At 51.6% G+C, this 21990-nt stretch carries 26 protein-coding genes and 1 tRNA gene; 18 read left to right on the top strand and 9 right to left on the bottom strand.

Annotated elements, in window-relative coordinates:
• Position 1: 1 nt before the first annotated feature.
• Genes lptA through ACJHW7_RS13765 form a run of 5 tightly spaced genes read right to left on the bottom strand, consistent with a single transcriptional unit; the run spans position 2 to position 3664 of the window.
• The gene (lptA, locus tag ACJHW7_RS13785) at positions 2–559 is read right to left on the bottom strand and encodes a lipopolysaccharide ABC transporter substrate-binding protein LptA (protein ID WP_000669785.1); all 558 of its coding nucleotides are present in this window, start codon (positions 557–559) and stop codon (positions 2–4) included.
• Entirely contained in the window at positions 528–1103 is a 576-nt protein-coding gene (gene lptC, locus ACJHW7_RS13780; RefSeq protein ID WP_000030537.1) for an LPS export ABC transporter periplasmic protein LptC, read from the bottom strand. The genes lptA and lptC overlap by 32 nt, the downstream gene beginning before the upstream one ends.
• Entirely contained in the window at positions 1100–1666 is a 567-nt protein-coding gene (gene kdsC, locus ACJHW7_RS13775) for a 3-deoxy-manno-octulosonate-8-phosphatase KdsC (protein WP_000030016.1), read from the bottom strand. The genes lptC and kdsC overlap by 4 nt, the downstream gene beginning before the upstream one ends.
• A gap of 20 nt (positions 1667–1686) precedes the next feature.
• Positions 1687–2673, bottom strand: a complete 987-nt coding sequence (gene kdsD, locus ACJHW7_RS13770; protein ID WP_001295557.1) for an arabinose-5-phosphate isomerase KdsD — start codon at positions 2671–2673, stop codon at positions 1687–1689.
• A gap of 13 nt (positions 2674–2686) precedes the next feature.
• Positions 2687–3664 carry a calcium/sodium antiporter gene (locus ACJHW7_RS13765; protein WP_000922901.1) on the bottom strand — a complete coding sequence of 326 codons (978 nt, stop codon included), beginning with the start codon at positions 3662–3664 and terminating at the stop codon, positions 2687–2689.
• A 209-nt stretch (positions 3665–3873) separates the two neighbouring features.
• Between ACJHW7_RS13765 and mlaF the strand changes: the two genes are divergently transcribed.
• The 7 genes from mlaF (at position 3874) to murA (ending at position 8704) form a co-directional block, all read left to right on the top strand.
• Complete coding sequence (gene mlaF, locus ACJHW7_RS13760) at positions 3874–4683, top strand: phospholipid ABC transporter ATP-binding protein MlaF (protein ID WP_000438244.1); 810 nt, start codon at positions 3874–3876, stop codon at positions 4681–4683.
• 7 nt (positions 4684–4690) lie between these two features.
• Positions 4691–5473 carry a lipid asymmetry maintenance ABC transporter permease subunit MlaE gene (gene mlaE, locus ACJHW7_RS13755; RefSeq protein ID WP_000925795.1) on the top strand — a complete coding sequence of 261 codons (783 nt, stop codon included), beginning with the start codon at positions 4691–4693 and terminating at the stop codon, positions 5471–5473.
• A 4-nt stretch (positions 5474–5477) separates the two neighbouring features.
• Positions 5478–6029 (top strand): outer membrane lipid asymmetry maintenance protein MlaD, encoded by a 552-nt coding sequence (mlaD, locus tag ACJHW7_RS13750; protein ID WP_001296448.1) that lies wholly within the window; start codon positions 5478–5480, stop codon positions 6027–6029.
• A gap of 18 nt (positions 6030–6047) precedes the next feature.
• Complete coding sequence (gene mlaC, locus ACJHW7_RS13745; protein ID WP_000476487.1) at positions 6048–6683, top strand: phospholipid-binding protein MlaC; 636 nt, start codon at positions 6048–6050, stop codon at positions 6681–6683.
• Positions 6683–6976: a lipid asymmetry maintenance protein MlaB gene (gene mlaB / locus ACJHW7_RS13740; RefSeq protein ID WP_001325167.1), complete on the top strand. Its 294-nt coding sequence runs from the start codon at positions 6683–6685 to the stop codon at positions 6974–6976. The genes mlaC and mlaB overlap by 1 nt, the downstream gene beginning before the upstream one ends.
• A gap of 159 nt (positions 6977–7135) precedes the next feature.
• A complete protein-coding gene (gene ibaG, locus ACJHW7_RS13735; protein WP_000429656.1) occupies positions 7136–7390 on the top strand; it encodes a BolA family iron metabolism protein IbaG in 255 nt (84 codons plus the stop codon).
• Positions 7391–7444: 54 nt separating this feature from the next.
• Positions 7445–8704 carry a UDP-N-acetylglucosamine 1-carboxyvinyltransferase gene (gene murA, locus ACJHW7_RS13730; protein ID WP_000357259.1) on the top strand — a complete coding sequence of 420 codons (1260 nt, stop codon included), beginning with the start codon at positions 7445–7447 and terminating at the stop codon, positions 8702–8704.
• Positions 8705–8751: 47 nt separating this feature from the next.
• Here the strand turns inward: murA and sfsB are convergent, their stop codons facing one another.
• Both sfsB and ispB read right to left on the bottom strand, forming a co-directional pair.
• A complete protein-coding gene (gene sfsB, locus ACJHW7_RS13725) occupies positions 8752–9030 on the bottom strand; it encodes a DNA-binding transcriptional regulator SfsB (RefSeq protein ID WP_000445413.1) in 279 nt (92 codons plus the stop codon).
• Between the two features lie 227 nt (positions 9031–9257).
• Positions 9258–10229, bottom strand: coding sequence for an octaprenyl diphosphate synthase (gene ispB / locus ACJHW7_RS13720; RefSeq protein ID WP_001047344.1), 972 nt, complete (start codon positions 10227–10229; stop codon positions 9258–9260).
• Positions 10230–10487: 258 nt separating this feature from the next.
• Here ispB and rplU point away from each other — a divergent pair, with 258 nt between their 5' ends.
• The 4 genes from rplU (at position 10488) to cgtA (ending at position 13357) form a co-directional block, all read left to right on the top strand.
• A complete protein-coding gene (gene rplU, locus ACJHW7_RS13715) occupies positions 10488–10799 on the top strand; it encodes a 50S ribosomal protein L21 (protein ID WP_000271401.1) in 312 nt (103 codons plus the stop codon).
• A gap of 20 nt (positions 10800–10819) precedes the next feature.
• A complete protein-coding gene (gene rpmA / locus ACJHW7_RS13710; RefSeq protein WP_000940595.1) occupies positions 10820–11077 on the top strand; it encodes a 50S ribosomal protein L27 in 258 nt (85 codons plus the stop codon).
• A 126-nt stretch (positions 11078–11203) separates the two neighbouring features.
• Positions 11204–12169 carry a DMT family transporter gene (locus ACJHW7_RS13705; RefSeq protein WP_000813037.1) on the top strand — a complete coding sequence of 322 codons (966 nt, stop codon included), beginning with the start codon at positions 11204–11206 and terminating at the stop codon, positions 12167–12169.
• A 15-nt stretch (positions 12170–12184) separates the two neighbouring features.
• Positions 12185–13357: an Obg family GTPase CgtA gene (gene cgtA, locus ACJHW7_RS13700; protein WP_000673561.1), complete on the top strand. Its 1173-nt coding sequence runs from the start codon at positions 12185–12187 to the stop codon at positions 13355–13357.
• A gap of 39 nt (positions 13358–13396) precedes the next feature.
• On the opposite strand, the gene dacB is transcribed toward cgtA, so the two are convergent.
• Positions 13397–14830, bottom strand: coding sequence for a serine-type D-Ala-D-Ala carboxypeptidase (gene dacB / locus ACJHW7_RS13695; RefSeq protein ID WP_021557253.1), 1434 nt, complete (start codon positions 14828–14830; stop codon positions 13397–13399).
• A 247-nt stretch (positions 14831–15077) separates the two neighbouring features.
• Here dacB and greA point away from each other — a divergent pair, with 247 nt between their 5' ends.
• On the top strand, positions 15078–15554 hold the full coding sequence (greA, locus tag ACJHW7_RS13690; protein WP_001148001.1) for a transcription elongation factor GreA: 477 nt from the start codon (positions 15078–15080) through the stop codon (positions 15552–15554).
• Positions 15555–15709: 155 nt separating this feature from the next.
• Here the strand turns inward: greA and yhbY are convergent, their stop codons facing one another.
• Positions 15710–16003 carry a ribosome assembly RNA-binding protein YhbY gene (gene yhbY, locus ACJHW7_RS13685; RefSeq protein ID WP_001054420.1) on the bottom strand — a complete coding sequence of 98 codons (294 nt, stop codon included), beginning with the start codon at positions 16001–16003 and terminating at the stop codon, positions 15710–15712.
• Between the two features lie 125 nt (positions 16004–16128).
• On the opposite strand from yhbY, the gene rlmE reads away from it, so the two are divergent.
• The 6 genes from rlmE to ACJHW7_RS13655 all read left to right on the top strand — a co-directional run bounded on the left by rlmE (position 16129) and on the right by ACJHW7_RS13655 (position 21721).
• On the top strand, positions 16129–16758 hold the full coding sequence (gene rlmE / locus ACJHW7_RS13680; RefSeq protein WP_000145975.1) for a 23S rRNA (uridine(2552)-2'-O)-methyltransferase RlmE: 630 nt from the start codon (positions 16129–16131) through the stop codon (positions 16756–16758).
• A 99-nt stretch (positions 16759–16857) separates the two neighbouring features.
• The gene (gene ftsH / locus ACJHW7_RS13675) at positions 16858–18792 is read left to right on the top strand and encodes an ATP-dependent zinc metalloprotease FtsH (RefSeq protein WP_001107467.1); all 1935 of its coding nucleotides are present in this window, start codon (positions 16858–16860) and stop codon (positions 18790–18792) included.
• 89 nt (positions 18793–18881) lie between these two features.
• Positions 18882–19730 (top strand): dihydropteroate synthase, encoded by an 849-nt coding sequence (gene folP / locus ACJHW7_RS13670; protein ID WP_000764731.1) that lies wholly within the window; start codon positions 18882–18884, stop codon positions 19728–19730.
• On the top strand, positions 19723–21060 hold the full coding sequence (glmM, locus tag ACJHW7_RS13665) for a phosphoglucosamine mutase (RefSeq protein WP_000071134.1): 1338 nt from the start codon (positions 19723–19725) through the stop codon (positions 21058–21060). The genes folP and glmM overlap by 8 nt, the downstream gene beginning before the upstream one ends.
• A 227-nt stretch (positions 21061–21287) precedes the next feature.
• A complete protein-coding gene (gene secG, locus ACJHW7_RS13660; protein WP_001295556.1) occupies positions 21288–21620 on the top strand; it encodes a preprotein translocase subunit SecG in 333 nt (110 codons plus the stop codon).
• A gap of 14 nt (positions 21621–21634) precedes the next feature.
• Positions 21635–21721, top strand: a tRNA-Leu gene (locus tag ACJHW7_RS13655).
• Positions 21722–21990: the final 269 nt, after the last annotated feature.

Raw genomic sequence — 21990 nt, 5'->3', positions numbered from 1 at the left:
ATTAATTACCCTTCTTCTGTGCCGGGGTCTGGCCTTTGTTGTTTTTGTCCTGCAGCTGCGACGGCACCAGAACGGTGGTTACGCGCTTGCCTTTGTCGCTGAAAGCCTGCATTTTCTGCTCTTTTACCAGGTAAGTGATCTTATCGCCCTTAATGTTGCTATCAACCTGCTGCAGATAAGCATTACCCGTCAGAACGACAAAATCTTTTGCCAGTTCGTAGTGCATCTGGGAAGCGTGACCTTCAACCGGTTTACCGTTATCCTGCATCTGGTAGAACGTTGCCGGTTTACCGTAGCCGTCAATCACTTCTTTACCTTGTTCGCCGCCCGGACGGGTAACGACCACTTTGTCGGCATTAATTTTGATGGTGCCCTGGGTGACGATGACATTACCGGTAAAGGTAACCACGTTGCCTTGCATATCAAGAGATTGCTGGTCCGATTCAATGTGGATCGGCTGATCAGTGTCTCCGGTTACGGCAAATGCCGGAATGCTGGCGGCCAGAAGTGAGCTGGCAAGCACAAGATTAAGGCTGAGTTTGTTTGTTTTGAATTTCATAGGATGTTCTAACCTTTTCAATCAGCTCGGCGTTCTTGCTGCGTAAGTTGCCGCGCATTTTCAGACCGCTGGAGTTAAATGTTGTTCCGTATAACGTGACGAGGTCTTCAGAGGTAACATCCTGCGTCACCAGATTGATCTGCGCGTTATCCGTCGTGATTCTGCGAAGTTGAGAGTCCGGCACAAGTGCGTTGACTTCAACGTGTCCATATAAATAGAGCATCCGGTCATTGGTCAGCTTGGCTTTATCTGCTTTTACGGACCATGTCGGGATTTTATCCTTATCAAACGTGGTAAGTACCGGCTGCGTAAACCACGAAACGGCCTGATCGGAATAATATTCAACGTGTTGAGCAATCAATCGATAGCTTAGTGCCCCTTCTGGGTTATAGACGAGCGTGTCCGTATGCTCGCTTTTATAGGTGGGATCATTGTTGTTGACGACCACCTGGGCGGTATCGTCTTTTTCGGCCATATTAATGCCGATCATCACCAGAACCGCCAGTGATAGCACAATGATAACCCAACGTCTGGCTTTACTCATATCGATTGCCCTTTGGCTTCATCCAGTTTGCCCTGCGCCAGGAGTAATAAGTCGCAAACTTCGCGCACTGCGCCACGACCGCCAGCAATGCGCGTCACGTAATCGGCGCGCGGGATCAACAGTGGATGCGCATCGGCCACGGCGACGCTTAAACCCACTTTTTCCATTACCGGCCAGTCGATGAGATCATCGCCGACATAAGCCACATTTTCCGGGGCAATCGCCAATTTTTCCAGCAGATCGCTAAAGGCGATCAGTTTATTTGACTGCCCCTGATACAAGTGAGTGATCCCCAATGTGGCACAACGATCTTCTACCAGTTTAGCCTTTCGCCCGGTAATGATAGCGACTTCAATATCAGAGGTGAGCGCACAACGAATGCCATAACCGTCACGAACATTGAACGCTTTCAGCTCTTCGCCGTTATTGCCCATATAAATCAGGCCATCTGACAGTACGCCATCAACGTCGAGGATCAGCAGACGAATGTTCTCTGCTTTTGCCATAACGTCGGCGCTGACAGGGCCGTAACAGGTCGCAAGCGACGCACCTGCTTTGCTCATTGTTGTTTATCCTTGAATCTTTACACTACGCCTGCACGCAGTAAATCATGCATATGTAACACACCGAGTAAATGGTCGCCATCGGCAACCATCACGGAGGTGATATGGCGGGACTGCATTAAGTTCAGTGCCTCAACGGCCAGAATGCCAGGGCGCACGCGTATTCCCCCCGGCGTCATCACATCGGCAATACTTAACTGACGAACATCCACGCCCATATCGAAGACACGGCGTAAATCACCGTCGGTAAAGATGCCTTCAATCATCATATTGTCATCGCAAATGACAGTCATACCAAGATTTTTGCGGGTAACTTCCAGCAATGCGTCACGCAGACTGGCCGTTTTCTTAACATGCGGGATCTCATCGCCCGTATGCATAATATCGTTTACGCGCAGCAGAAGTTTACGACCCAGTGCGCCGCCTGGGTGTGAGAGCGCAAAATCTTCAGCAGTAAAGCCGCGTGCTTTTAACAGCGCGACAGCGAGGGCATCGCCCATAACCAGCGTGGCGGTGGTGCTGCTGGTCGGTGCCAGCCCTAACGGACAGGCTTCTTTCGCTACTTTAACACACAGATGCACATCTGCGGCGCGCGCCATGCTGCTCTCCGGGCGACCGGTGATGCAGATTAACGGTACGTGAAGACGCTTAAGCACTGGAATTAAGGCCGTGATTTCGCTGGATTCACCTGAGTTAGAGATAGCAATCACCACATCCTGTGGGGTGACCATGCCTAAATCACCATGCGCGGCTTCACCAGGATGGACGAAAAATGAAGGTGTACCGGTGCTGGCAAACGTTGCGGCCATTTTGCGCCCGATGTGCCCCGATTTCCCCATCCCCATGACGACAACTTTCCCTTTACACCAGAACATCTTTTCACAGGCAAGCGTGAAATTCTGATTGATGTATTGATCAAGCTCCGCCAGGCATTCACGTTCAATCGCCAGGACTTCTTTACCTGCTTGCTGAAAGTCAAAACCCGGTTGTAACTCTACGTGCGACATAATGCGTTTCCAGTTATTCAACGAGTATTGGCGATAACCAGTACAACATCGCCAGCCATACGATAAATCCGCCAGTTAATAATACCCCTACACCACGGCCCGGTTGTGGGGAGCGCCGCCAGCACAGCAACGCAAAAATAATGCTCACCAGCAACATCACGCTGTAGTCACGACTGTACGCCAGTGGATCAATCTCTCCTGGCGTTATCAGCGCGGGTAAACCCAACACGATGACAATATTAAAAATGTTTGCGCCAATGATATTTCCGACAGCAATGTCGTTTTCACCTTTGCGAACCCCCGCTATTGCGGTTGCCAGTTCCGGCAGGCTGGTTCCGATAGCAATTGCCGTCAGACCCATCGTCAACTCGCTGATGGCAAAGTAATTCGCCAGCACCGTGGCGTTATCAACCACCATCCGCGTGGCCACTGGCATGATGATAAGCGCAATGCCGAGCCATAAAAACGCGACGGGCAATCCGCCGTCACGCGGCAGCTCTGCAAGCTGCTCTCTGGTCAGGCTGTCAGTCCCCTGACGTTCAGCCTGACGTGCAAGTTTAACAATGAACAGCAGCCATAGCACAGCCAGAAAGAGGAGAAAGATACCATCGCTGCGACTAAGTTGTCCGTCATAGAGTACGGAACCGGCCACCACGCTGACCAACAACATTAAGGGTAATTCACGGCGTAGAACATCAGAATGGACGGTAAAAGGACGAACCAGCGCAGCCAGACCGAGGATCAGCAATATATTGATAATGTTTGAGCCGAGGGCTGTACCAACGGCTAAATCGCGTTGTTCGTGCAGAGACGCGGCAAGCGAGACGATGACTTCTGGTAACGATGTACCAATACTGACCACCGTCATGCCGATGATCAGCGGCGGGATGCCAAAGGTTCGGCAAAGAATAGACGCGGCAAAAACCAGGCGGTCGGCACTGTAAACGACCAAAAGTAAACCAACAATTAACAGTGCCGTAGCTAAAAGCATCTAACGTCCTTTCTTCAGGTATACTCGCCGGTCCGCTGAAGATTTTCAGAAAGCCGTAACGGATTCTTAATTTTGACTTTATGCGGCTAAAAAGTAAAACAAATGCCAGCTTTCGCTAACCACGGCGGGTAATATTCTGTAAATATGTTGGGTTCAAGGTTAAATTGAGCGCCATGCTTAGAAAATCAACGCAAGACGAAGGGTGAATTATGGAGCAGTCTGTGGCGAATTTAGTCGATATGCGCGATGTCAGTTTTACGCGTGGCAATCGCTGCATCTTCGATAATATTTCCCTGACCGTGCCGCGAGGGAAGATCACGGCGATCATGGGGCCATCGGGCATCGGTAAAACGACGCTACTCCGTCTGATTGGCGGGCAAATCGCACCAGATCATGGTGAGATCCTTTTCGATGGTGAGAATATTCCGGCGATGTCTCGTTCGCGCCTGTATACAGTGCGCAAACGGATGAGCATGTTATTTCAGTCCGGGGCGTTGTTCACTGATATGAACGTATTTGACAACGTCGCCTATCCACTGCGCGAACATACCCAACTTCCCGCGCCATTGTTGCATAGTACGGTGATGATGAAGCTGGAGGCCGTGGGGCTGCGTGGAGCGGCTAAACTAATGCCTTCTGAACTTTCCGGTGGGATGGCGCGGCGTGCAGCGCTGGCGCGTGCGATTGCGCTGGAGCCGGATCTCATCATGTTTGATGAGCCCTTTGTTGGGCAAGATCCCATTACCATGGGCGTACTGGTGAAGCTGATTTCTGAGCTGAACAGCGCGCTGGGCGTGACTTGTGTGGTGGTTTCTCACGATGTGCCGGAAGTGTTAAGTATTGCGGATCACGCCTGGATCCTGGCGGACAAAAAAATTGTCGCTCATGGCAGTGCCAAGGCGTTGCAGGCGAATCCTGATCCGCGCGTACGTCAGTTTCTGGACGGGATAGCTGACGGGCCTGTTCCGTTCCGCTATCCTGCCGGCGATTATCACGCTGATCTTTTACCAGGGAGTTAAGCCACTCATGCTGTTAAATGCGCTGGCGTCGCTCGGACATAAAGGGATTAAAACCCTGAGAACGTTCGGGCGGGCCGGGTTAATGTTATTCAATGCGCTGGTCGGCAAACCGGAATTTCGCAAACATGCGCCGCTGCTGGTGCGCCAGCTCTATAATGTCGGCGTCCTGTCGATGCTGATTATTGTAGTTTCTGGCGTGTTCATCGGAATGGTGTTGGGGCTGCAAGGTTATCTGGTTCTGACCACTTATAGTGCGGAAACCAGTCTGGGTATGCTGGTGGCGTTATCGCTACTGCGTGAACTGGGGCCGGTGGTTGCCGCGCTGTTGTTTGCCGGGCGTGCTGGTTCGGCGTTAACCGCAGAAATCGGCCTGATGCGCGCTACAGAGCAACTCTCCAGTATGGAGATGATGGCGGTGGATCCGCTGCGTCGGGTTATTTCTCCCCGTTTCTGGGCTGGGGTTATTTCATTACCACTGTTGACGGTTATCTTCGTCGCCGTGGGGATCTGGGGCGGATCGCTGGTCGGCGTCAGTTGGAAAGGCATTGATAGCGGGTTCTTCTGGTCGGCAATGCAAAATGCCGTCGACTGGCGTATGGATCTGGTCAACTGTCTGATTAAGAGCGTGGTGTTCGCCATCACGGTGACGTGGATTTCGTTGTTTAACGGCTACGACGCCATCCCGACGTCTGCCGGGATTAGCCGGGCAACCACTCGCACCGTTGTCCACTCGTCTCTGGCTGTTCTGGGGCTGGATTTTGTGCTGACCGCATTGATGTTTGGGAATTGAGTTCATGCAAACGAAAAAAAATGAAATTTGGGTGGGTATCTTTTTATTAGCAGCACTGCTGGCGGCGCTGTTTGTTTGCCTGAAGGCGGCGAACGTGACGTCAATACGTACTGAACCGACCTATACGCTTTATGCGACGTTCGATAACATTGGCGGCCTGAAAGCGCGCTCTCCGGTCAGTATTGGTGGCGTTGTTGTGGGCCGGGTGGCGGATATTACGCTGGACCCGAAAACCTATCTGCCGCGCGTAACGCTGGAAATTGAACAACGTTATAACCATATTCCTGATACCAGTTCGCTGAGCATTCGTACTTCCGGCCTGCTGGGGGAACAATATCTGGCATTAAACGTCGGTTTTGAAGACCCGGAACTGGGGACTGCTATCCTGAAGGATGGCGATACAATTCAGGACACCAAGTCTGCGATGGTGCTGGAAGATCTCATTGGTCAGTTCCTTTACGGTAGTAAAGGCGATGACAATAAGAATAGTGGCGATGCGCCAGCTGCTGCGCCAGGTAATAATGAAACCACTGAACCTGTGGGTACAACGAAATAATTTCAGGAGAACCGACGCATGTTTAAACGTTTAATGATGGTCGCTTTGCTGGTGATTGCACCGCTGAGTGCGGCAACCGCGGCAGACCAGACCAATCCGTATAAGCTGATGGACGAGGCGGCGCAGAAAACGTTCGATCGCCTGAAGAATGAGCAACCGCAAATTCGGGCCAACCCGGATTATCTGCGTACCATTGTTGATCAGGAACTGCTGCCATACGTACAGGTGAAATACGCCGGTGCGCTGGTGCTGGGCCAGTATTACAAGAGTGCGACCCCAGCTCAACGTGAAGCCTACTTTGCCGCTTTCCGTGAGTACCTGAAGCAGGCTTACGGTCAGGCGCTGGCGATGTATCACGGTCAAACCTATCAGATTGCGCCAGAACAGCCGCTGGGTGATAAAACCATTGTGCCTATTCGCGTTACCATTATTGACCCGAATGGCCGCCCGCCGGTGCGTCTGGACTTCCAGTGGCGTAAAAACTCCCAGACGGGCAACTGGCAGGCTTACGACATGATTGCTGAAGGCGTCAGTATGATCACCACCAAACAAAACGAGTGGGGAACGCTGCTGCGTACCAAAGGTATCGACGGCCTGACTGCGCAACTGAAATCGATTTCTCAACAGAAAATCACTCTGGAAGAGAAAAAATAATGAGCGAGTCACTGAGCTGGATGCAGACGGGTGACACGCTGGCGTTATCCGGAGAGCTGGATCAGGACGTTCTGCTACCGCTTTGGGAAATGCGTGAGGAAGCGGTGAAGGGGGTTACCTGCATCGATCTTAGCCGTGTGTCCCGCGTGGATACGGGTGGACTGGCACTGCTGCTCCATCTTATCGATCTGGCGAAAAAGCAGGGCAACAATGTGACGCTTCAGGGGGTAAACGACAAAGTGTATACCCTGGCGAAATTGTATAATTTGCCTGCTGATGTTCTGCCCCGTTAAATTTTTTCAGGCCGGATATGGCGTTAACCGCCTGTCCGGCAAACCTGCCTGCAAGTCGAGCCTTGTCTGATTTATCAGCGAGGCTTTTTGCTTATTTATGCCAGCGCAACTTTGCTCTAAGATGTTTCGCTGGTTTATTAACTGATGATTGAAGATCCCATGGAAAATAATGAAATTCAGAGCGTGTTGATGAACGCTCTCTCCCTCCAGGAAGTCCACGTTTCCGGCGATGGCAGCCACTTTCAGGTTATTGCCGTGGGTGAGTTGTTTGACGGCATGAGTCGGGTTAAAAAACAGCAGACGGTCTATGGTCCGCTGATGGAATATATTGCGGATAACCGCATTCATGCTGTGTCGATCAAAGCGTATACCCCTGCGGAGTGGGCGCGCGATCGCAAACTGAACGGCTTTTGAGCTATGGGCGATTCGCCGGTAGCGGATATGAATTGTTAACTGAGAACAAACTAAATGGATAAATTTCGTGTTCAGGGGCCAACGAAGCTCCAGGGCGAAGTCACAATTTCCGGCGCTAAAAATGCTGCTCTGCCTATCCTTTTTGCCGCTCTACTGGCGGAAGAACCGGTAGAGATCCAGAACGTCCCGAAACTGAAAGACGTCGATACATCAATGAAGCTGCTAAGCCAGCTGGGTGCGAAAGTAGAACGTAATGGTTCTGTGCATATTGATGCCCGCGACGTTAATGTATTCTGCGCACCTTACGATCTGGTTAAAACCATGCGTGCTTCTATCTGGGCACTGGGGCCGCTGGTAGCGCGCTTTGGTCAGGGGCAAGTTTCACTACCTGGCGGTTGTACGATCGGTGCGCGTCCGGTTGATCTACACATTTCTGGCCTCGAACAATTAGGCGCGACCATCAAACTGGAAGAAGGTTACGTTAAAGCTTCCGTCGATGGTCGTCTGAAAGGCGCACATATCGTGATGGATAAAGTCAGCGTTGGCGCAACGGTGACCATCATGTGTGCTGCAACCCTGGCGGAAGGCACCACGATTATTGAAAATGCAGCGCGTGAACCGGAAATCGTCGATACCGCGAACTTCCTGATTACGCTGGGTGCGAAAATTAGCGGTCAGGGCACCGATCGTATCGTCATCGAAGGTGTGGAACGTTTAGGCGGCGGTGTCTATCGCGTGCTGCCGGATCGTATCGAAACCGGTACTTTCCTGGTGGCGGCGGCGATCTCTCGCGGCAAAATTATCTGCCGTAACGCGCAGCCAGATACTCTCGACGCCGTGCTGGCGAAACTGCGTGATGCTGGAGCGGACATCGAAGTCGGCGAAGACTGGATTAGCCTGGATATGCATGGCAAACGTCCGAAGGCTGTTAACGTACGTACTGCGCCGCATCCGGCATTCCCGACCGATATGCAGGCCCAGTTCACGCTGTTGAACCTGGTGGCAGAAGGGACCGGATTCATCACCGAAACGGTTTTTGAAAACCGCTTTATGCATGTGCCAGAGCTGAGCCGTATGGGCGCGCACGCCGAAATCGAAAGCAATACCGTTATTTGTCACGGTGTTGAAAAACTTTCTGGCGCACAGGTTATGGCAACCGATCTGCGTGCATCAGCAAGCCTGGTGCTGGCTGGCTGTATTGCGGAAGGGACGACGGTGGTTGATCGTATTTATCACATCGATCGTGGCTACGAACGCATTGAAGACAAACTGCGCGCTTTAGGTGCAAATATTGAGCGTGTGAAAGGCGAGTAATCGTCTGAGAGCTGGCAGCCCCGTTCGCGGGGCTACCGCCAGACCACTCATTTTTTCGGTTTAGTGTAGCTACGCATCAACTGCGTTCTGTCGATAAACTCATGGGTCTGCGGATCATGGTAGCGTGATGGCCATATAACCCAGGGGTCAGTTCCCAGGGCTTTCGCAATAATCATCTCTCCTTTCGGCCATGGGCGCGATAATGCGTTCGCCAGCGTTGAGGAACTCAAACCATTTCTGCGAGATTCCGCCGCCATTGACGTTCCCTTCTTGCGCAAACCCGCAATGATGTCAGCGGGATGCCAGTCAATGAAATTACTTTCCATCTTTCCTCACTCCTTAAGTTAGTCGCTTTCATTCAGAACACTTCTTCTGTCGAGCATCACTATACTCCTGATGGCCGATTGCTCTAAAAAGTTCCTGTAAAGAGTGTGAATATTCAGAATATATAAAGATGTATACACTGGTTTTTCAGGCATTATTACGCTGAATAAGTATTCTTATGGAGTTTACTGGAATCATCCCGCGCACTGCGCGGGATGAGGGGAGGGGATTAACGATCGCGTTGAACAGCGATGTGCGCGAGGCCGATGAGTGCTTCTCGCCAAGGGGTGTCCGGGAGCACCTGTAACGCTGCGATGGCTTTGTCTGCTTCTTCCTCGGCGCGCTGACGCGTCCATTCAAGAGATCCACAAGCGTTCATTGCTTCCAGAACCGGTTCCAGAAGATGGCGACCGTTACCCTGTTCGATGGCGGTACGGATCATCTGTGCCTGTTCTGGTGTGCCATGATGCATCGCATGCAGCAGCGGCAGCGTCGGTTTACCTTCGTTCAGATCGTCGCCGACGTTTTTACCTAACTGTTCGCCATCGGCATTGTAATCGAGTAAATCGTCGATCAACTGGAAAGCAGTGCCGAGATAGCGCCCATAATCCTGCAGGCCTTTCTCTTCCTTCGGCGTACAGCCCGCCAGAATTCCGGAACACTGCGCGGCAGCCTCAAACAGACGCGCGGTTTTGCTATAGATAACGCGCATGTAGTTTTCTTCAGTGATGTCCGGATCGTTAACGTTCATCAGTTGCAGAACTTCACCCTCTGCGATGACGTTTACGGCTTCTGACATGACTTCCAGCACTTTGAGCGAACCGAGGCTGGTCATCATCTGGAACGCGCGGGTATAAATAAAATCGCCTACCAGCACGCTGGCGGCATTGCCAAATGCGGCGTTGGCGGTAGCTTTACCCCTGCGCATATCTGATTCATCCACAACGTCGTCGTGTAGCAGAGTCGCCGTGTGGATAAACTCGATCAGGGCAGCAATGGTGACATGCGCATTTCCCTCATAGCCAACAGCTCGTGCAGCCAGTACAGCAATCATCGGACGAATACGTTTACCGCCGCCGCTGACGATGTAATAGCCTAACTGATTGATCAGTTGGACGTCGGAATTAAGCTGCTCAAGGATTGCCGCATTAACACCCGCCATATCTTGCGCGGTTAACTCATTGATTTTTTCTAAATTCATCGCAAAAGCCGGGCTTTTCGCCCCGATTACCTTACTGTGAACAAAGGCAACTTAGGGTTTATGGTTAGGAATATAGGGTGATTGTACTGAAAAAATGGCACAGATAAACGTTACCGTACAAGTTGTGTTTTTTTTCTTCGTGTATTGACTGTAGCACTTGTCAAAGGCGTGCGTTTTGCGTAATATTCGCGCCCTATTGTGAATATTTATAGCGCACTCTGAATCATTGAAAAGGTGTGCGCGGAAGCGGAGTTTTATATGTACGCGGTTTTCCAAAGTGGTGGTAAACAACACCGAGTAAGCGAAGGTCAGACCGTTCGCCTGGAAAAGCTGGACATCGCAACTGGCGAAACTGTTGAGTTCGCTGAAGTGCTGATGATCGCAAACGGTGAAGAAGTCAAAATCGGCGTTCCTTTCGTTGATGGCGGCGTAATCAAAGCTGAAGTTGTTGCTCACGGTCGTGGCGAGAAAGTTAAAATCGTTAAGTTTCGTCGTCGTAAACACTATCGTAAGCAGCAGGGCCATCGTCAGTGGTTCACTGATGTGAAAATTACTGGCATCAGCGCCTAAGACCTGAGGAGAGATTTCAAATGGCACATAAAAAGGCTGGCGGCTCCACACGTAACGGTCGCGATTCAGAAGCTAAACGCCTGGGCGTTAAGCGTTTCGGTGGCGAATCCGTTCTGGCGGGTAGCATCATCGTTCGTCAACGTGGTACCAAATTCCACGCTGGCGCTAACGTAGGTTGCGGTCGTGACCACACTCTGTTTGCTAAAGCAGACGGTAAAGTGAAATTCGAAGTTAAAGGCCCGAAAAACCGTAAATTTATCAGCATCGAAGCTGAATAAGTTTTTCGCGTCCCGGTAACGGATGAAAGCCCCGCAACACGTTGCGGGGCTTTTTACATTCGATAACCGGTAAAAATGCGCATGGTGCGACGTTAATCCGCAAATGCGCTTTGCAGGGAATACGGTATGAAGCAGCAGGCAGGCATTGGCATTCTTTTGGCGCTCACCACAGCAATTTGCTGGGGGGCGTTGCCAATCGCAATGAAGCAGGTGCTGGAGGTGATGGAACCTCCGACAATCGTGTTTTACCGTTTCTTGATGGCGAGTATTGGCCTGGGTGCCATTCTTGCGGTGAAGAAGAGGTTGCCGCCATTACGCGTGTTTCGTAAGCCACGCTGGTTGATTTTGTTGGCAGTGGCGACCGCCGGGCTGTTTGGGAACTTCATCCTGTTCAGCTCATCCTTGCAATACCTGAGTCCGACCGCTTCGCAGGTGATTGGGCAACTCTCGCCAGTTGGCATGATGGTTGCCAGCGTATTTATCCTGAAAGAGAAAATGCGCAGCACTCAGGTTGTAGGGGCATTGATGCTCCTGAGCGGCCTGGTGATGTTTTTTAACACCAGTCTGGTCGAGATATTTACCAAGCTAACCGATTACACCTGGGGAGTTATCTTTGGGGTCGGTGCGGCGACGGTTTGGGTGAGTTATGGCGTGGCGCAAAAGGTTTTATTGCGTCGGCTGGCCTCACCGCAGATCCTGTTTTTACTGTACACTTTATGTACAATTGCGCTCTTCCCTCTGGCAAAGCCTGGAGTGATAGCGCAGCTTAGCCACTGGCAGCTCGCATGTTTAATTTTTTGCGGACTGAATACCTTGGTAGGATATGGCGCCCTGGCGGAAGCGATGGCTCGCTGGCAGGCAGCGCAGGTGAGCGCGATCATCACGCTCACCCCACTGTTTACGCTGTTTTTTTCAGATCTTTTATCACTGGCCTGGCCCGATTTCTTCGCCAGACCGATGTTAAACCTTTTAGGTTATCTCGGTGCGTTTGTCGTGGTTGCGGGCGCGATGTATTCCGCCATTGGTCATCGTATTTGGGGCGGATTACGTAAGCATACAACGGTGGTATCGCAACCCCGCGCAGGCGAATGATTTACGGAGAATAAAATGAAGTTTGTTGATGAAGCATCGATTCTGGTCGTTGCAGGTGATGGCGGTAATGGTTGCGTGAGCTTCCGCCGCGAAAAGTATATTCCGAAAGGCGGCCCGGATGGCGGCGACGGCGGTGATGGTGGTGACGTATGGATGGAAGCCGACGAGAACCTGAACACGCTTATCGATTATCGTTTTGAAAAATCTTTCCGTGCAGAGCGCGGTCAGAATGGCGCAAGCCGCGACTGTACCGGTAAGCGCGGTAAAGACGTCACAATTAAAGTGCCGGTAGGTACGCGTGTAATCGACCAGGGTACTGGTGAAACCATGGGCGATATGACCAAACACGGTCAGCGTCTGCTGGTTGCTAAGGGCGGCTGGCACGGTCTGGGCAATACCCGTTTCAAATCGTCAGTTAACCGTACACCACGGCAGAAAACTAACGGTACGCCGGGCGATAAGCGTGAGCTGCTGCTGGAGCTGATGCTGCTGGCTGACGTCGGTATGTTGGGGATGCCAAACGCGGGTAAATCGACCTTTATTCGTGCGGTATCGGCGGCTAAACCGAAAGTGGCGGATTATCCGTTTACCACTCTGGTGCCAAGTCTGGGTGTGGTACGAATGGACAACGAAAAGAGCTTCGTTGTTGCCGATATTCCAGGACTGATTGAAGGCGCTGCGGAAGGCGCAGGTCTGGGCATTCGCTTCTTGAAGCACCTGGAACGTTGCCGCGTCCTGTTGCACCTCATCGATATCGATCCGATTGACGGCACCGATCCGGTTGAAAACGCGCGTATTATTATCAGCGAGCTGGAAAAATACAGCCAGGATCTGGCGGCGAAACCGCGTTGGTTAGTCTTCAATAAGATCGATCTGCTGGATAAGGCAGAAGCCGAAGAGAAAGCGAAAGCGATCGCTGAAGCGCTGGGCTGGGAAGATAAATATTATCTGATCTCTGCGGCGAGTGGACTGGGCGTGAAAGATCTCTGCTGGGATGTGATGACCTTTATCATTGAAAACCCGGTCGTGCAGGCTGAAGAAGCGAAACAGCCAGAGAAAGTCGAATTCATGTGGGATGATTATCATCGCCAGCAGCTTGAAGAGATTGCTGAAGAGGATGATGAGGACTGGGATGACGACTGGGACGAAGACGACGAAGAAGGCGTTGAGTTCATTTACAAGCGTTAATCAGCAAAACCCCGGCCATGTGCCGGGGTTTCTTTTTGACTAATTGTTCTGATAAATATCTTTATACAAACGGCTTTCAAAACGCACTAACGGAATACGGCGATTACGCTGATCCGCCGGTTCTACTGCATAGCCAGAAAGATATTGTACAAACGCCATTCGTTGCCCGCTCGCTGTGGTAATGAATCCCGCCAGGTTATATACCCCCTGCAACGAACCGGTTTTCGCTGAGACTTTTCCATCCACGCCCGCCTGATGCAGACCTGCACGGTACTGCAAAGAGCCGTCATAGCCCGCCAGCGGCAGCATGGAGATAAAGTTAAGTTCATTGTCGTGTTGGGCAATGTATTGCAGCACCTGCATCATGGTGGCGGGGGCAATCAGGTTATGCCGCGAAAGCCCTGAACCATCGGCAATAATGGTGTTTCCAATATCGACACCGGCTTGCTGGCGCAGGATCTGACGCACAGCGTCCGACCCGGCCCGCCATGTTCCAGGCACATTGAAGCGCGTATGGCCTATCATGCGGAAAACCGTATCGGCGATCATGTTGTCCGACTTTTTCAGCATAATCTTAAGCAGATCGTGCAGCGGGGCCGACTGTTTACTGGCAACTACCGTTCCAGGTTCGTTAACCTGAGTCTGGCGCAGCAGTGTTCCGCTCCAGGTGATACCCGCCTGTTTTAACTCATCTTTCAGAATTGCACCGGCATAGCTGGCTCCATCCTGCACGGCAAAAGCCAACGGGAGCGGCTCAGAACGTTGTGGCAGGCATCCCGTCAGCGTAAAGCGGTTCAGGTCGCCTGGTACGACATCCAGTTCGCAGTATTGCGCTTCGGCAGAACCACGGGGGAGGGTGCGTACCTGGCTGAACATCGTAACGGGGTAATAAGATGCCACGCGTATAAAAGCCATATCACCAGGTTTTGGGGCACTGTAGAGCGAGACGGAGAAACAGTTGCGGTCAACTATGGCGGCGGCAGGCGGAGCGCTAAAGCATTGTGTCATGTCATTCCATGGCCAGCCGGGGGCTTTATCGTGGCTGGCGAAAATGGAGGTATCTATCAACACATTGCCATCGATTTGGTTGACGCCAGATTTTTTCAAAGTCGCGACCATATTGCGAATATCCTGACGTTTTAACGTCGGATCGGCACCAAATCGCGCCACTAAGTCACCCTTAAGTACGCCGTTTTCCACATTGCCTTTGGTTTCAAGCGTCGTGGTAAAACGAAAATCGGGGCCGAGTTGAATCAACGCCGCCAGCGCAGTAATCACTTTCTGGGTACTGGCGGGCAGCGCCATCTGCTGACTGTGGTAATCAATAGCGGGGGCCGACGCGCCGACTTTTTGCACCATCAGGGCAAGGTTGGCACCAGCGGGGAGTTGAGTAATGTACTCATCAACATTTGCGGCCTGAACACTGAACGCTATACAGCTGGTCAATCCGATGATAAATCTGGAAAATCGCATAATCTCGCGCTAACAACCTGGAATCGAGCCGTCATACTACGGCGCAACGCCCTATAAAGTAAACGATGACCCTTCGGGAACTTCAGGGTAAAATGACTATCAAAATGTGAATTGTAGCTGACCTGGGACTTGTACCCGGGTCGGTATTTTTTTGCTTCTGGTCCCGGTGAGGAGTTATGCCGGGCAGGCCGAACAGCCGGGGTGGGTGAAGACTTGCCCCATCAGGAATATTCAAGAGGTATAACAAATGCAAGCTATTCCGATGACCTTACGCGGCGCTGAAAAATTACGCGAAGAGCTGGATTTTCTGAAATCTGTGCGCCGTCCTGAAATCATTGCTGCTATCGCGGAAGCGCGTGAGCATGGCGACCTGAAAGAAAACGCCGAATACCACGCAGCTCGTGAACAGCAGGGTTTCTGCGAAGGCCGTATTAAAGACATCGAAGCCAAGCTGTCGAACGCGCAGGTGATTGATGTCACCAAAATGCCCAACAATGGGCGCGTTATTTTTGGTGCTACCGTAACGGTGCTGAATCTCGATTCTGACGAAGAACAGACTTATCGCATCGTTGGCGATGACGAAGCTGACTTTAAACAAAACCTGATTTCTGTAAACTCACCTATTGCTCGTGGCCTGATCGGCAAAGAAGAAGATGATGTTGTGGTCATCAAAACGCCGGGCGGCGAAGTAGAATTTGAAGTAATTAAGGTGGAATACCTGTAAGAATTACCCAATACTCAAGATGTTGATGTATTGTAAAGAAAGGAAAAAGGCCGCTATGCGGCCTTTTATCAACGAACAGAGCGTGGCATTTTGCTCTCCTGCCTGCGGAAAACCCCTCGTTTTACACAGCAAATGTGTGTAACTTTAGGATAATCTTAGCGTGGCAGCGAGATTTTACGTTCTTTAGTTGGGCGATAAAGCACCAGCGTTTTACCGATGACCTGTACATTACAGGCGCCGGTTTCGCGTACGATAGCTTCCACGATCAAGGTTTTAGTTTCGCGATCTTCGGTGGCGATTTTCACCTTGATGAGTTCATGGTGCTCTAACGCTTGTTCAATCTCGGCCAGCACCCCTTCGGTCAAACCATTACTGCCAAGCAGAACAACTGGCTTGAGCGGATGTGCCAGACCTTTCAGGTGCTGTTTTTGTTTAGTACTCAGATTCATCGTATTTTTTGCTTACGTTGGGATTGAAAACGGGTCATTCTACCGCCATCTCCCATATATCACCAAATAGGCGCGTAAAAATTTACGCAATTGGTTACGATGAGTTATCCCCATGGGAAAGTTAAATGACAGGTAAGAAGCGTTCTGCCAGCTCCAGCCGCTGGCTTCAGGAACACTTTAGCGATAAATATGTTCAACAGGCACAGAAAAAGGGGTTACGTTCCCGTGCCTGGTTTAAACTTGATGAAATACAGCAAAGTGACAAACTCTTTAAACCGGGAATGACGGTTGTCGACCTTGGTGCTGCTCCGGGTGGTTGGTCACAATATGTGGTCACCCAAATTGGCGGCAAAGGCCGCATCATCGCTTGCGATCTTTTACCTATGGATCCTATCGTTGGTGTGGACTTTCTTCAGGGCGATTTTCGTGATGAACTGGTGATGAAAGCACTGCTGGAGCGCGTTGGCGACAGCAAAGTCCAGGTTGTCATGTCCGATATGGCACCAAACATGAGCGGAACACCGGCGGTGGATATCCCCCGTGCCATGTATCTGGTGGAACTGGCGCTAGAAATGTGTCGTGATGTATTAGCGCCAGGTGGCAGTTTTGTAGTGAAGGTGTTCCAGGGCGAAGGTTTCGATGAGTATCTAAGGGAAATTCGCTCCCTGTTTACGAAGGTCAAAGTTCGTAAGCCGGACTCTTCTCGTGCACGTTCGCGGGAAGTGTATATTGTAGCGACCGGGCGTAAACCCTAACCGGGAGATTTCAGACGAAAGTTTGAAAGATGCTGGATATAGAGTATCCTGACGCTGTTTTTAACACAGTTGTAATAAGAGGTTAATCCCTTGAGTGACATGGCGAAAAACCTAATACTCTGGCTGGTCATTGCCGTTGTGCTGATGTCAGTATTCCAGAGCTTTGGGCCCAGCGAGTCTAATGGCCGTAAGGTGGATTACTCTACCTTCCTACAAGAGGTCAATAACGACCAGGTTCGTGAAGCGCGTATCAACGGACGTGAAATCAACGTTACCAAGAAAGATAGTAACCGTTATACCACTTACATTCCGGTTCAGGATCCGAAACTACTGGATAACCTGTTGACCAAGAACGTCAAGGTTGTCGGTGAACCGCCTGAAGAACCAAGCCTGCTGGCTTCTATCTTCATCTCCTGGTTCCCGATGCTGTTGCTGATTGGTGTCTGGATCTTCTTCATGCGTCAAATGCAGGGCGGCGGTGGCAAAGGTGCCATGTCGTTTGGTAAGAGCAAAGCGCGCATGCTGACGGAAGATCAGATCAAAACGACCTTTGCTGACGTTGCGGGCTGCGACGAAGCAAAAGAAGAAGTTGCTGAACTGGTTGAGTATCTGCGCGAGCCGAGCCGCTTCCAGAAACTCGGCGGTAAGATCCCGAAAGGCGTCCTGATGGTCGGTCCTCCGGGTACCGGTAAAACGCTGCTGGCGAAAGCGATTGCAGGCGAAGCGAAAGTTCCGTTCTTTACTATCTCCGGTTCTGACTTCGTAGAAATGTTCGTCGGTGTGGGTGCATCCCGTGTTCGTGACATGTTCGAACAGGCGAAGAAAGCGGCACCGTGCATCATCTTTATCGATGAAATCGACGCCGTAGGCCGCCAGCGTGGCGCTGGTCTGGGCGGTGGTCACGATGAACGTGAACAGACTCTGAACCAGATGCTGGTTGAGATGGATGGCTTCGAAGGTAACGAAGGTATCATCGTTATCGCCGCGACTAACCGTCCGGACGTTCTCGACCCAGCGCTGCTGCGTCCTGGCCGTTTCGACCGTCAGGTTGTGGTTGGCTTGCCAGATGTTCGCGGTCGTGAGCAGATCCTGAAGGTTCACATGCGTCGCGTACCATTGGCACCCGATATCGACGCGGCAATCATTGCCCGTGGTACTCCTGGTTTCTCCGGTGCTGACCTGGCGAACCTGGTGAACGAAGCGGCACTGTTCGCTGCTCGTGGCAACAAACGCGTTGTGTCGATGGTTGAGTTCGAGAAAGCGAAAGACAAAATCATGATGGGTGCGGAACGTCGCTCCATGGTGATGACGGAAGCGCAGAAAGAATCGACGGCTTACCACGAAGCGGGTCATGCGATTATCGGTCGCCTGGTGCCGGAGCACGATCCGGTGCACAAAGTGACGATTATCCCACGCGGTCGTGCGTTGGGTGTGACTTTCTTCCTGCCTGAGGGCGACGCAATCAGCGCCAGCCGTCAGAAACTGGAAAGCCAGATTTCTACGCTGTACGGCGGCCGTCTGGCAGAAGAGATCATCTACGGGCCGGAACATGTTTCTACCGGTGCGTCCAACGATATTAAAGTTGCGACCAACCTGGCACGTAACATGGTGACTCAGTGGGGCTTCTCTGAGAAATTGGGTCCACTGCTGTACGCGGAAGAAGAAGGTGAAGTGTTCCTCGGCCGTAGCGTAGCGAAAGCGAAACATATGTCCGATGAAACTGCACGTATCATCGACCAGGAAGTGAAAGCACTGATTGAACGTAACTATAATCGTGCGCGTCAGCTTCTGACCGACAATATGGATATTCTGCATGCGATGAAAGATGCTCTCATGAAATATGAGACTATCGACGCACCGCAGATTGATGACCTGATGGCACGTCGCGATGTACGTCCGCCAGCGGGCTGGGAAGAACCAGGCGCTTCTAACAATTCTGGCGACAATGGTAGTCCAAAGGCTCCTCGTCCGGTTGATGAACCGCGTACGCCGAACCCGGGTAACACCATGTCAGAGCAGTTAGGCGACAAGTAAGTTCCCGCATCAGATGACTGTATTTGTACCGAAAACCCCGGGGCGTGCTCCGGGGTTTTTTCTTATCAATTCATACCAGGGATAACATCATGAAACTCTTTGCCCAGGGTACTTCACTGGACCTTAGCCATCCTCACGTAATGGGGATCCTCAACGTCACGCCTGATTCCTTTTCGGATGGTGGCACGCATAACTCGCTGATAGATGCGGTGAAACATGCGAATCTGATGATCAACGCTGGCGCGACGATCATTGACGTTGGTGGCGAGTCCACGCGCCCAGGGGCGGCGGAAGTTAGCGTTGAAGAAGAGTTGCAACGTGTTATTCCTGTGGTTGAGGCAATTGCTCAACGCTTCGAAGTCTGGATCTCGGTCGATACATCCAAACCAGAAGTCATCCGTGAGTCAGCAAAAGTTGGCGCTCACATTATTAATGATATCCGCTCCCTTTCCGAACCTGGCGCTCTGGAGGCGGCTGCAGAAACCGGTTTACCGGTTTGTCTGATGCATATGCAGGGAAATCCCAAAACCATGCAGGAAGCTCCGAAGTATGACGATGTCTTTGCAGAAGTGAATCGCTACTTTATTGAGCAAATAGCACGTTGCGAGCAGGCGGGTATCGCAAAAGAGAAATTGTTGCTCGACCCCGGATTCGGTTTCGGTAAAAATCTCTCCCATAACTATTCATTACTGGCGCGCCTGGCTGAATTTCACCATTTCAACCTGCCGCTGTTGGTGGGTATGTCACGAAAATCGATGATTGGGCAGCTGCTGAACGTGGGGCCGTCCGAGCGCCTGAGCGGTAGTCTGGCCTGTGCGGTCATTGCCGCAATGCAAGGCGCGCACATCATTCGTGTTCATGACGTCAAAGAAACCGTAGAAGCGATGCGGGTGGTGGAAGCCACTCTGTCTGCAAAGGAAAACAAACGCTATGAGTAATCGTAAATATTTCGGTACCGATGGGATTCGTGGTCGTGTAGGGGATGCGCCGATCACCCCTGATTTTGTGCTTAAGCTGGGTTGGGCCGCGGGTAAAGTGCTGGCGCGCCACGGCTCCCGTAAGATTATTATTGGTAAAGACACGCGTATTTCTGGCTATATGCTGGAGTCAGCACTGGAAGCGGGTCTGGCGGCAGCGGGCCTTTCCGCACTCTTCACTGGCCCGATGCCAACACCGGCCGTGGCTTATCTGACGCGTACCTTCCGCGCAGAGGCCGGAATTGTGATATCTGCATCGCATAACCCGTTCTACGATAATGGCATTAAATTCTTCTCTATCGACGGCACCAAACTGCCGGATGCGGTAGAAGAGGCCATCGAAGCGGAAATGGAAAAGGAGATCAGCTGCGTTGATTCGGCAGAACTGGGTAAAGCCAGCCGTATCGTTGATGCTGCGGGTCGCTATATCGAGTTTTGCAAAGCCACGTTCCCGAACGAACTTAGCCTTAGTGAACTGAAGATTGTGGTGGATTGTGCAAACGGTGCGACTTATCACATCGCGCCGAACGTGCTGCGCGAACTGGGGGCGAACGTTATCGCTATCGGTTGTGAGCCGAACGGTGTAAACATCAATGCCGAAGTGGGGGCTACCGACGTTCGCGCGCTCCAGGCTCGTGTGCTGGCTGAAAAAGCGGATCTCGGTATTGCCTTCGACGGCGACGGCGATCGCGTGATTATGGTTGACCATGAAGGCAATAAAGTCGATGGCGATCAGATCATGTATATCATCGCGCGTGAAGGTCTTCGTCAGGGCCAGCTGCGTGGTGGCGCTGTGGGTACATTGATGAGCAACATGGGGCTTGAACTGGCGTTGAAACAGTTAGGAATTCCATTTGCGCGCGCGAAAGTGGGTGACCGCTACGTACTGGAAAAAATGCAGGAGAAAGGCTGGCGTATCGGTGCAGAGAATTCCGGTCATGTGATCCTGCTGGATAAAACCACTACCGGTGACGGCATCGTTGCTGGTTTGCAGGTGCTGGCGGCGATGGCGCGTAACCATATGAGCCTGCACGACCTTTGCAGCGGCATGAAAATGTTCCCGCAAATCCTGGTAAACGTGCGTTACACCGCAGGTAGCGGCGATCCGCTGGAGCATGAATCAGTCAAAGCTGTGACCGCAGAGGTTGAAGCGGCGCTGGGCAACCGTGGACGCGTGTTGCTGCGTAAATCCGGCACCGAACCGTTAATTCGCGTGATGGTGGAAGGCGAAGACGAAGCGCAGGTGACTGAATTTGCACACCGCATCGCCGATGCAGTAAAAGCCGTTTAAAGCGTTAGATAACTGGCTAAAAAGGCGGCGATTGTCGCCTTTTTTCTCGGCGAACACATCGGTTTTGCTGTTTTTTTCCGCAGTTGATACAATGCGATAAAATTGCCCTTGCGAAGGTCATTCGCTTTGGTTAGTATTCACACCCGCTTCAGTGGGAAAGATTAAAAACTCCCGCTTTATTGGTTGAAGCATTGGTACGCGGCAACTCCGCAAGGAACAGGTTGATTATGTACGAAGCTCTTTTGGTAGTTTTCCTTATTGTGGCAATTGGCCTTGTTGGTCTGATCATGCTGCAGCAAGGTAAAGGCGCTGATATGGGAGCCTCCTTCGGAGCAGGCGCTTCCGCTACGCTGTTTGGTTCAAGTGGTTCTGGTAACTTCATGACCCGCATGACGGCGTTGCTGGCAACGTTATTCTTCATCATCAGTCTGGTGCTGGGTAACATCAATAGCAACAAAACCAATAAAGGTAGCGAATGGGAAAACCTGAGTGCGCCGGCGAAAACCGAACAAACTCAGCCAGCTGCTCCGGCTAAGCCGACCAGCGATATCCCGAACTAAAAAGTAGTTTCCGTGCCGAGGTGGTGGAATTGGTAGACACGCTACCTTGAGGTGGTAGTGCCCAATAGGGCTTACGGGTTCAAGTCCCGTCCTCGGTACCAAATTCCAGAAAAGAGACGCTGAAAAGCGTCTTTTTTCGTTTTGGTCCTGGTCTGAGGAATGGTTGTCAGGTATCTGTATCTCGTCCAGTTGCTTTACTCGTAGCTGGCACCTTGAAACGATGGTGCCGGTACGCCTTCGTTATAAACTTTTCCCTACTGCTGACATAATTGGCACTTTATTGTGTTAACTCCAGTTCCGGTACGAATACGGATATGTTTACTTCTCGATAAACCATCCTGCTCCTGTCAGTATAACTACTGATGGCTAC

This window comes from Escherichia sp. WS1152, assembly GCF_046487665.1.
GTDB classification, from domain to species: domain Bacteria; phylum Pseudomonadota; class Gammaproteobacteria; order Enterobacterales; family Enterobacteriaceae; genus Escherichia; species Escherichia coli.
Note: the sequence above shows the minus strand (reverse complement) of the source record. Positions and strands in the feature narration are given on the sequence as shown.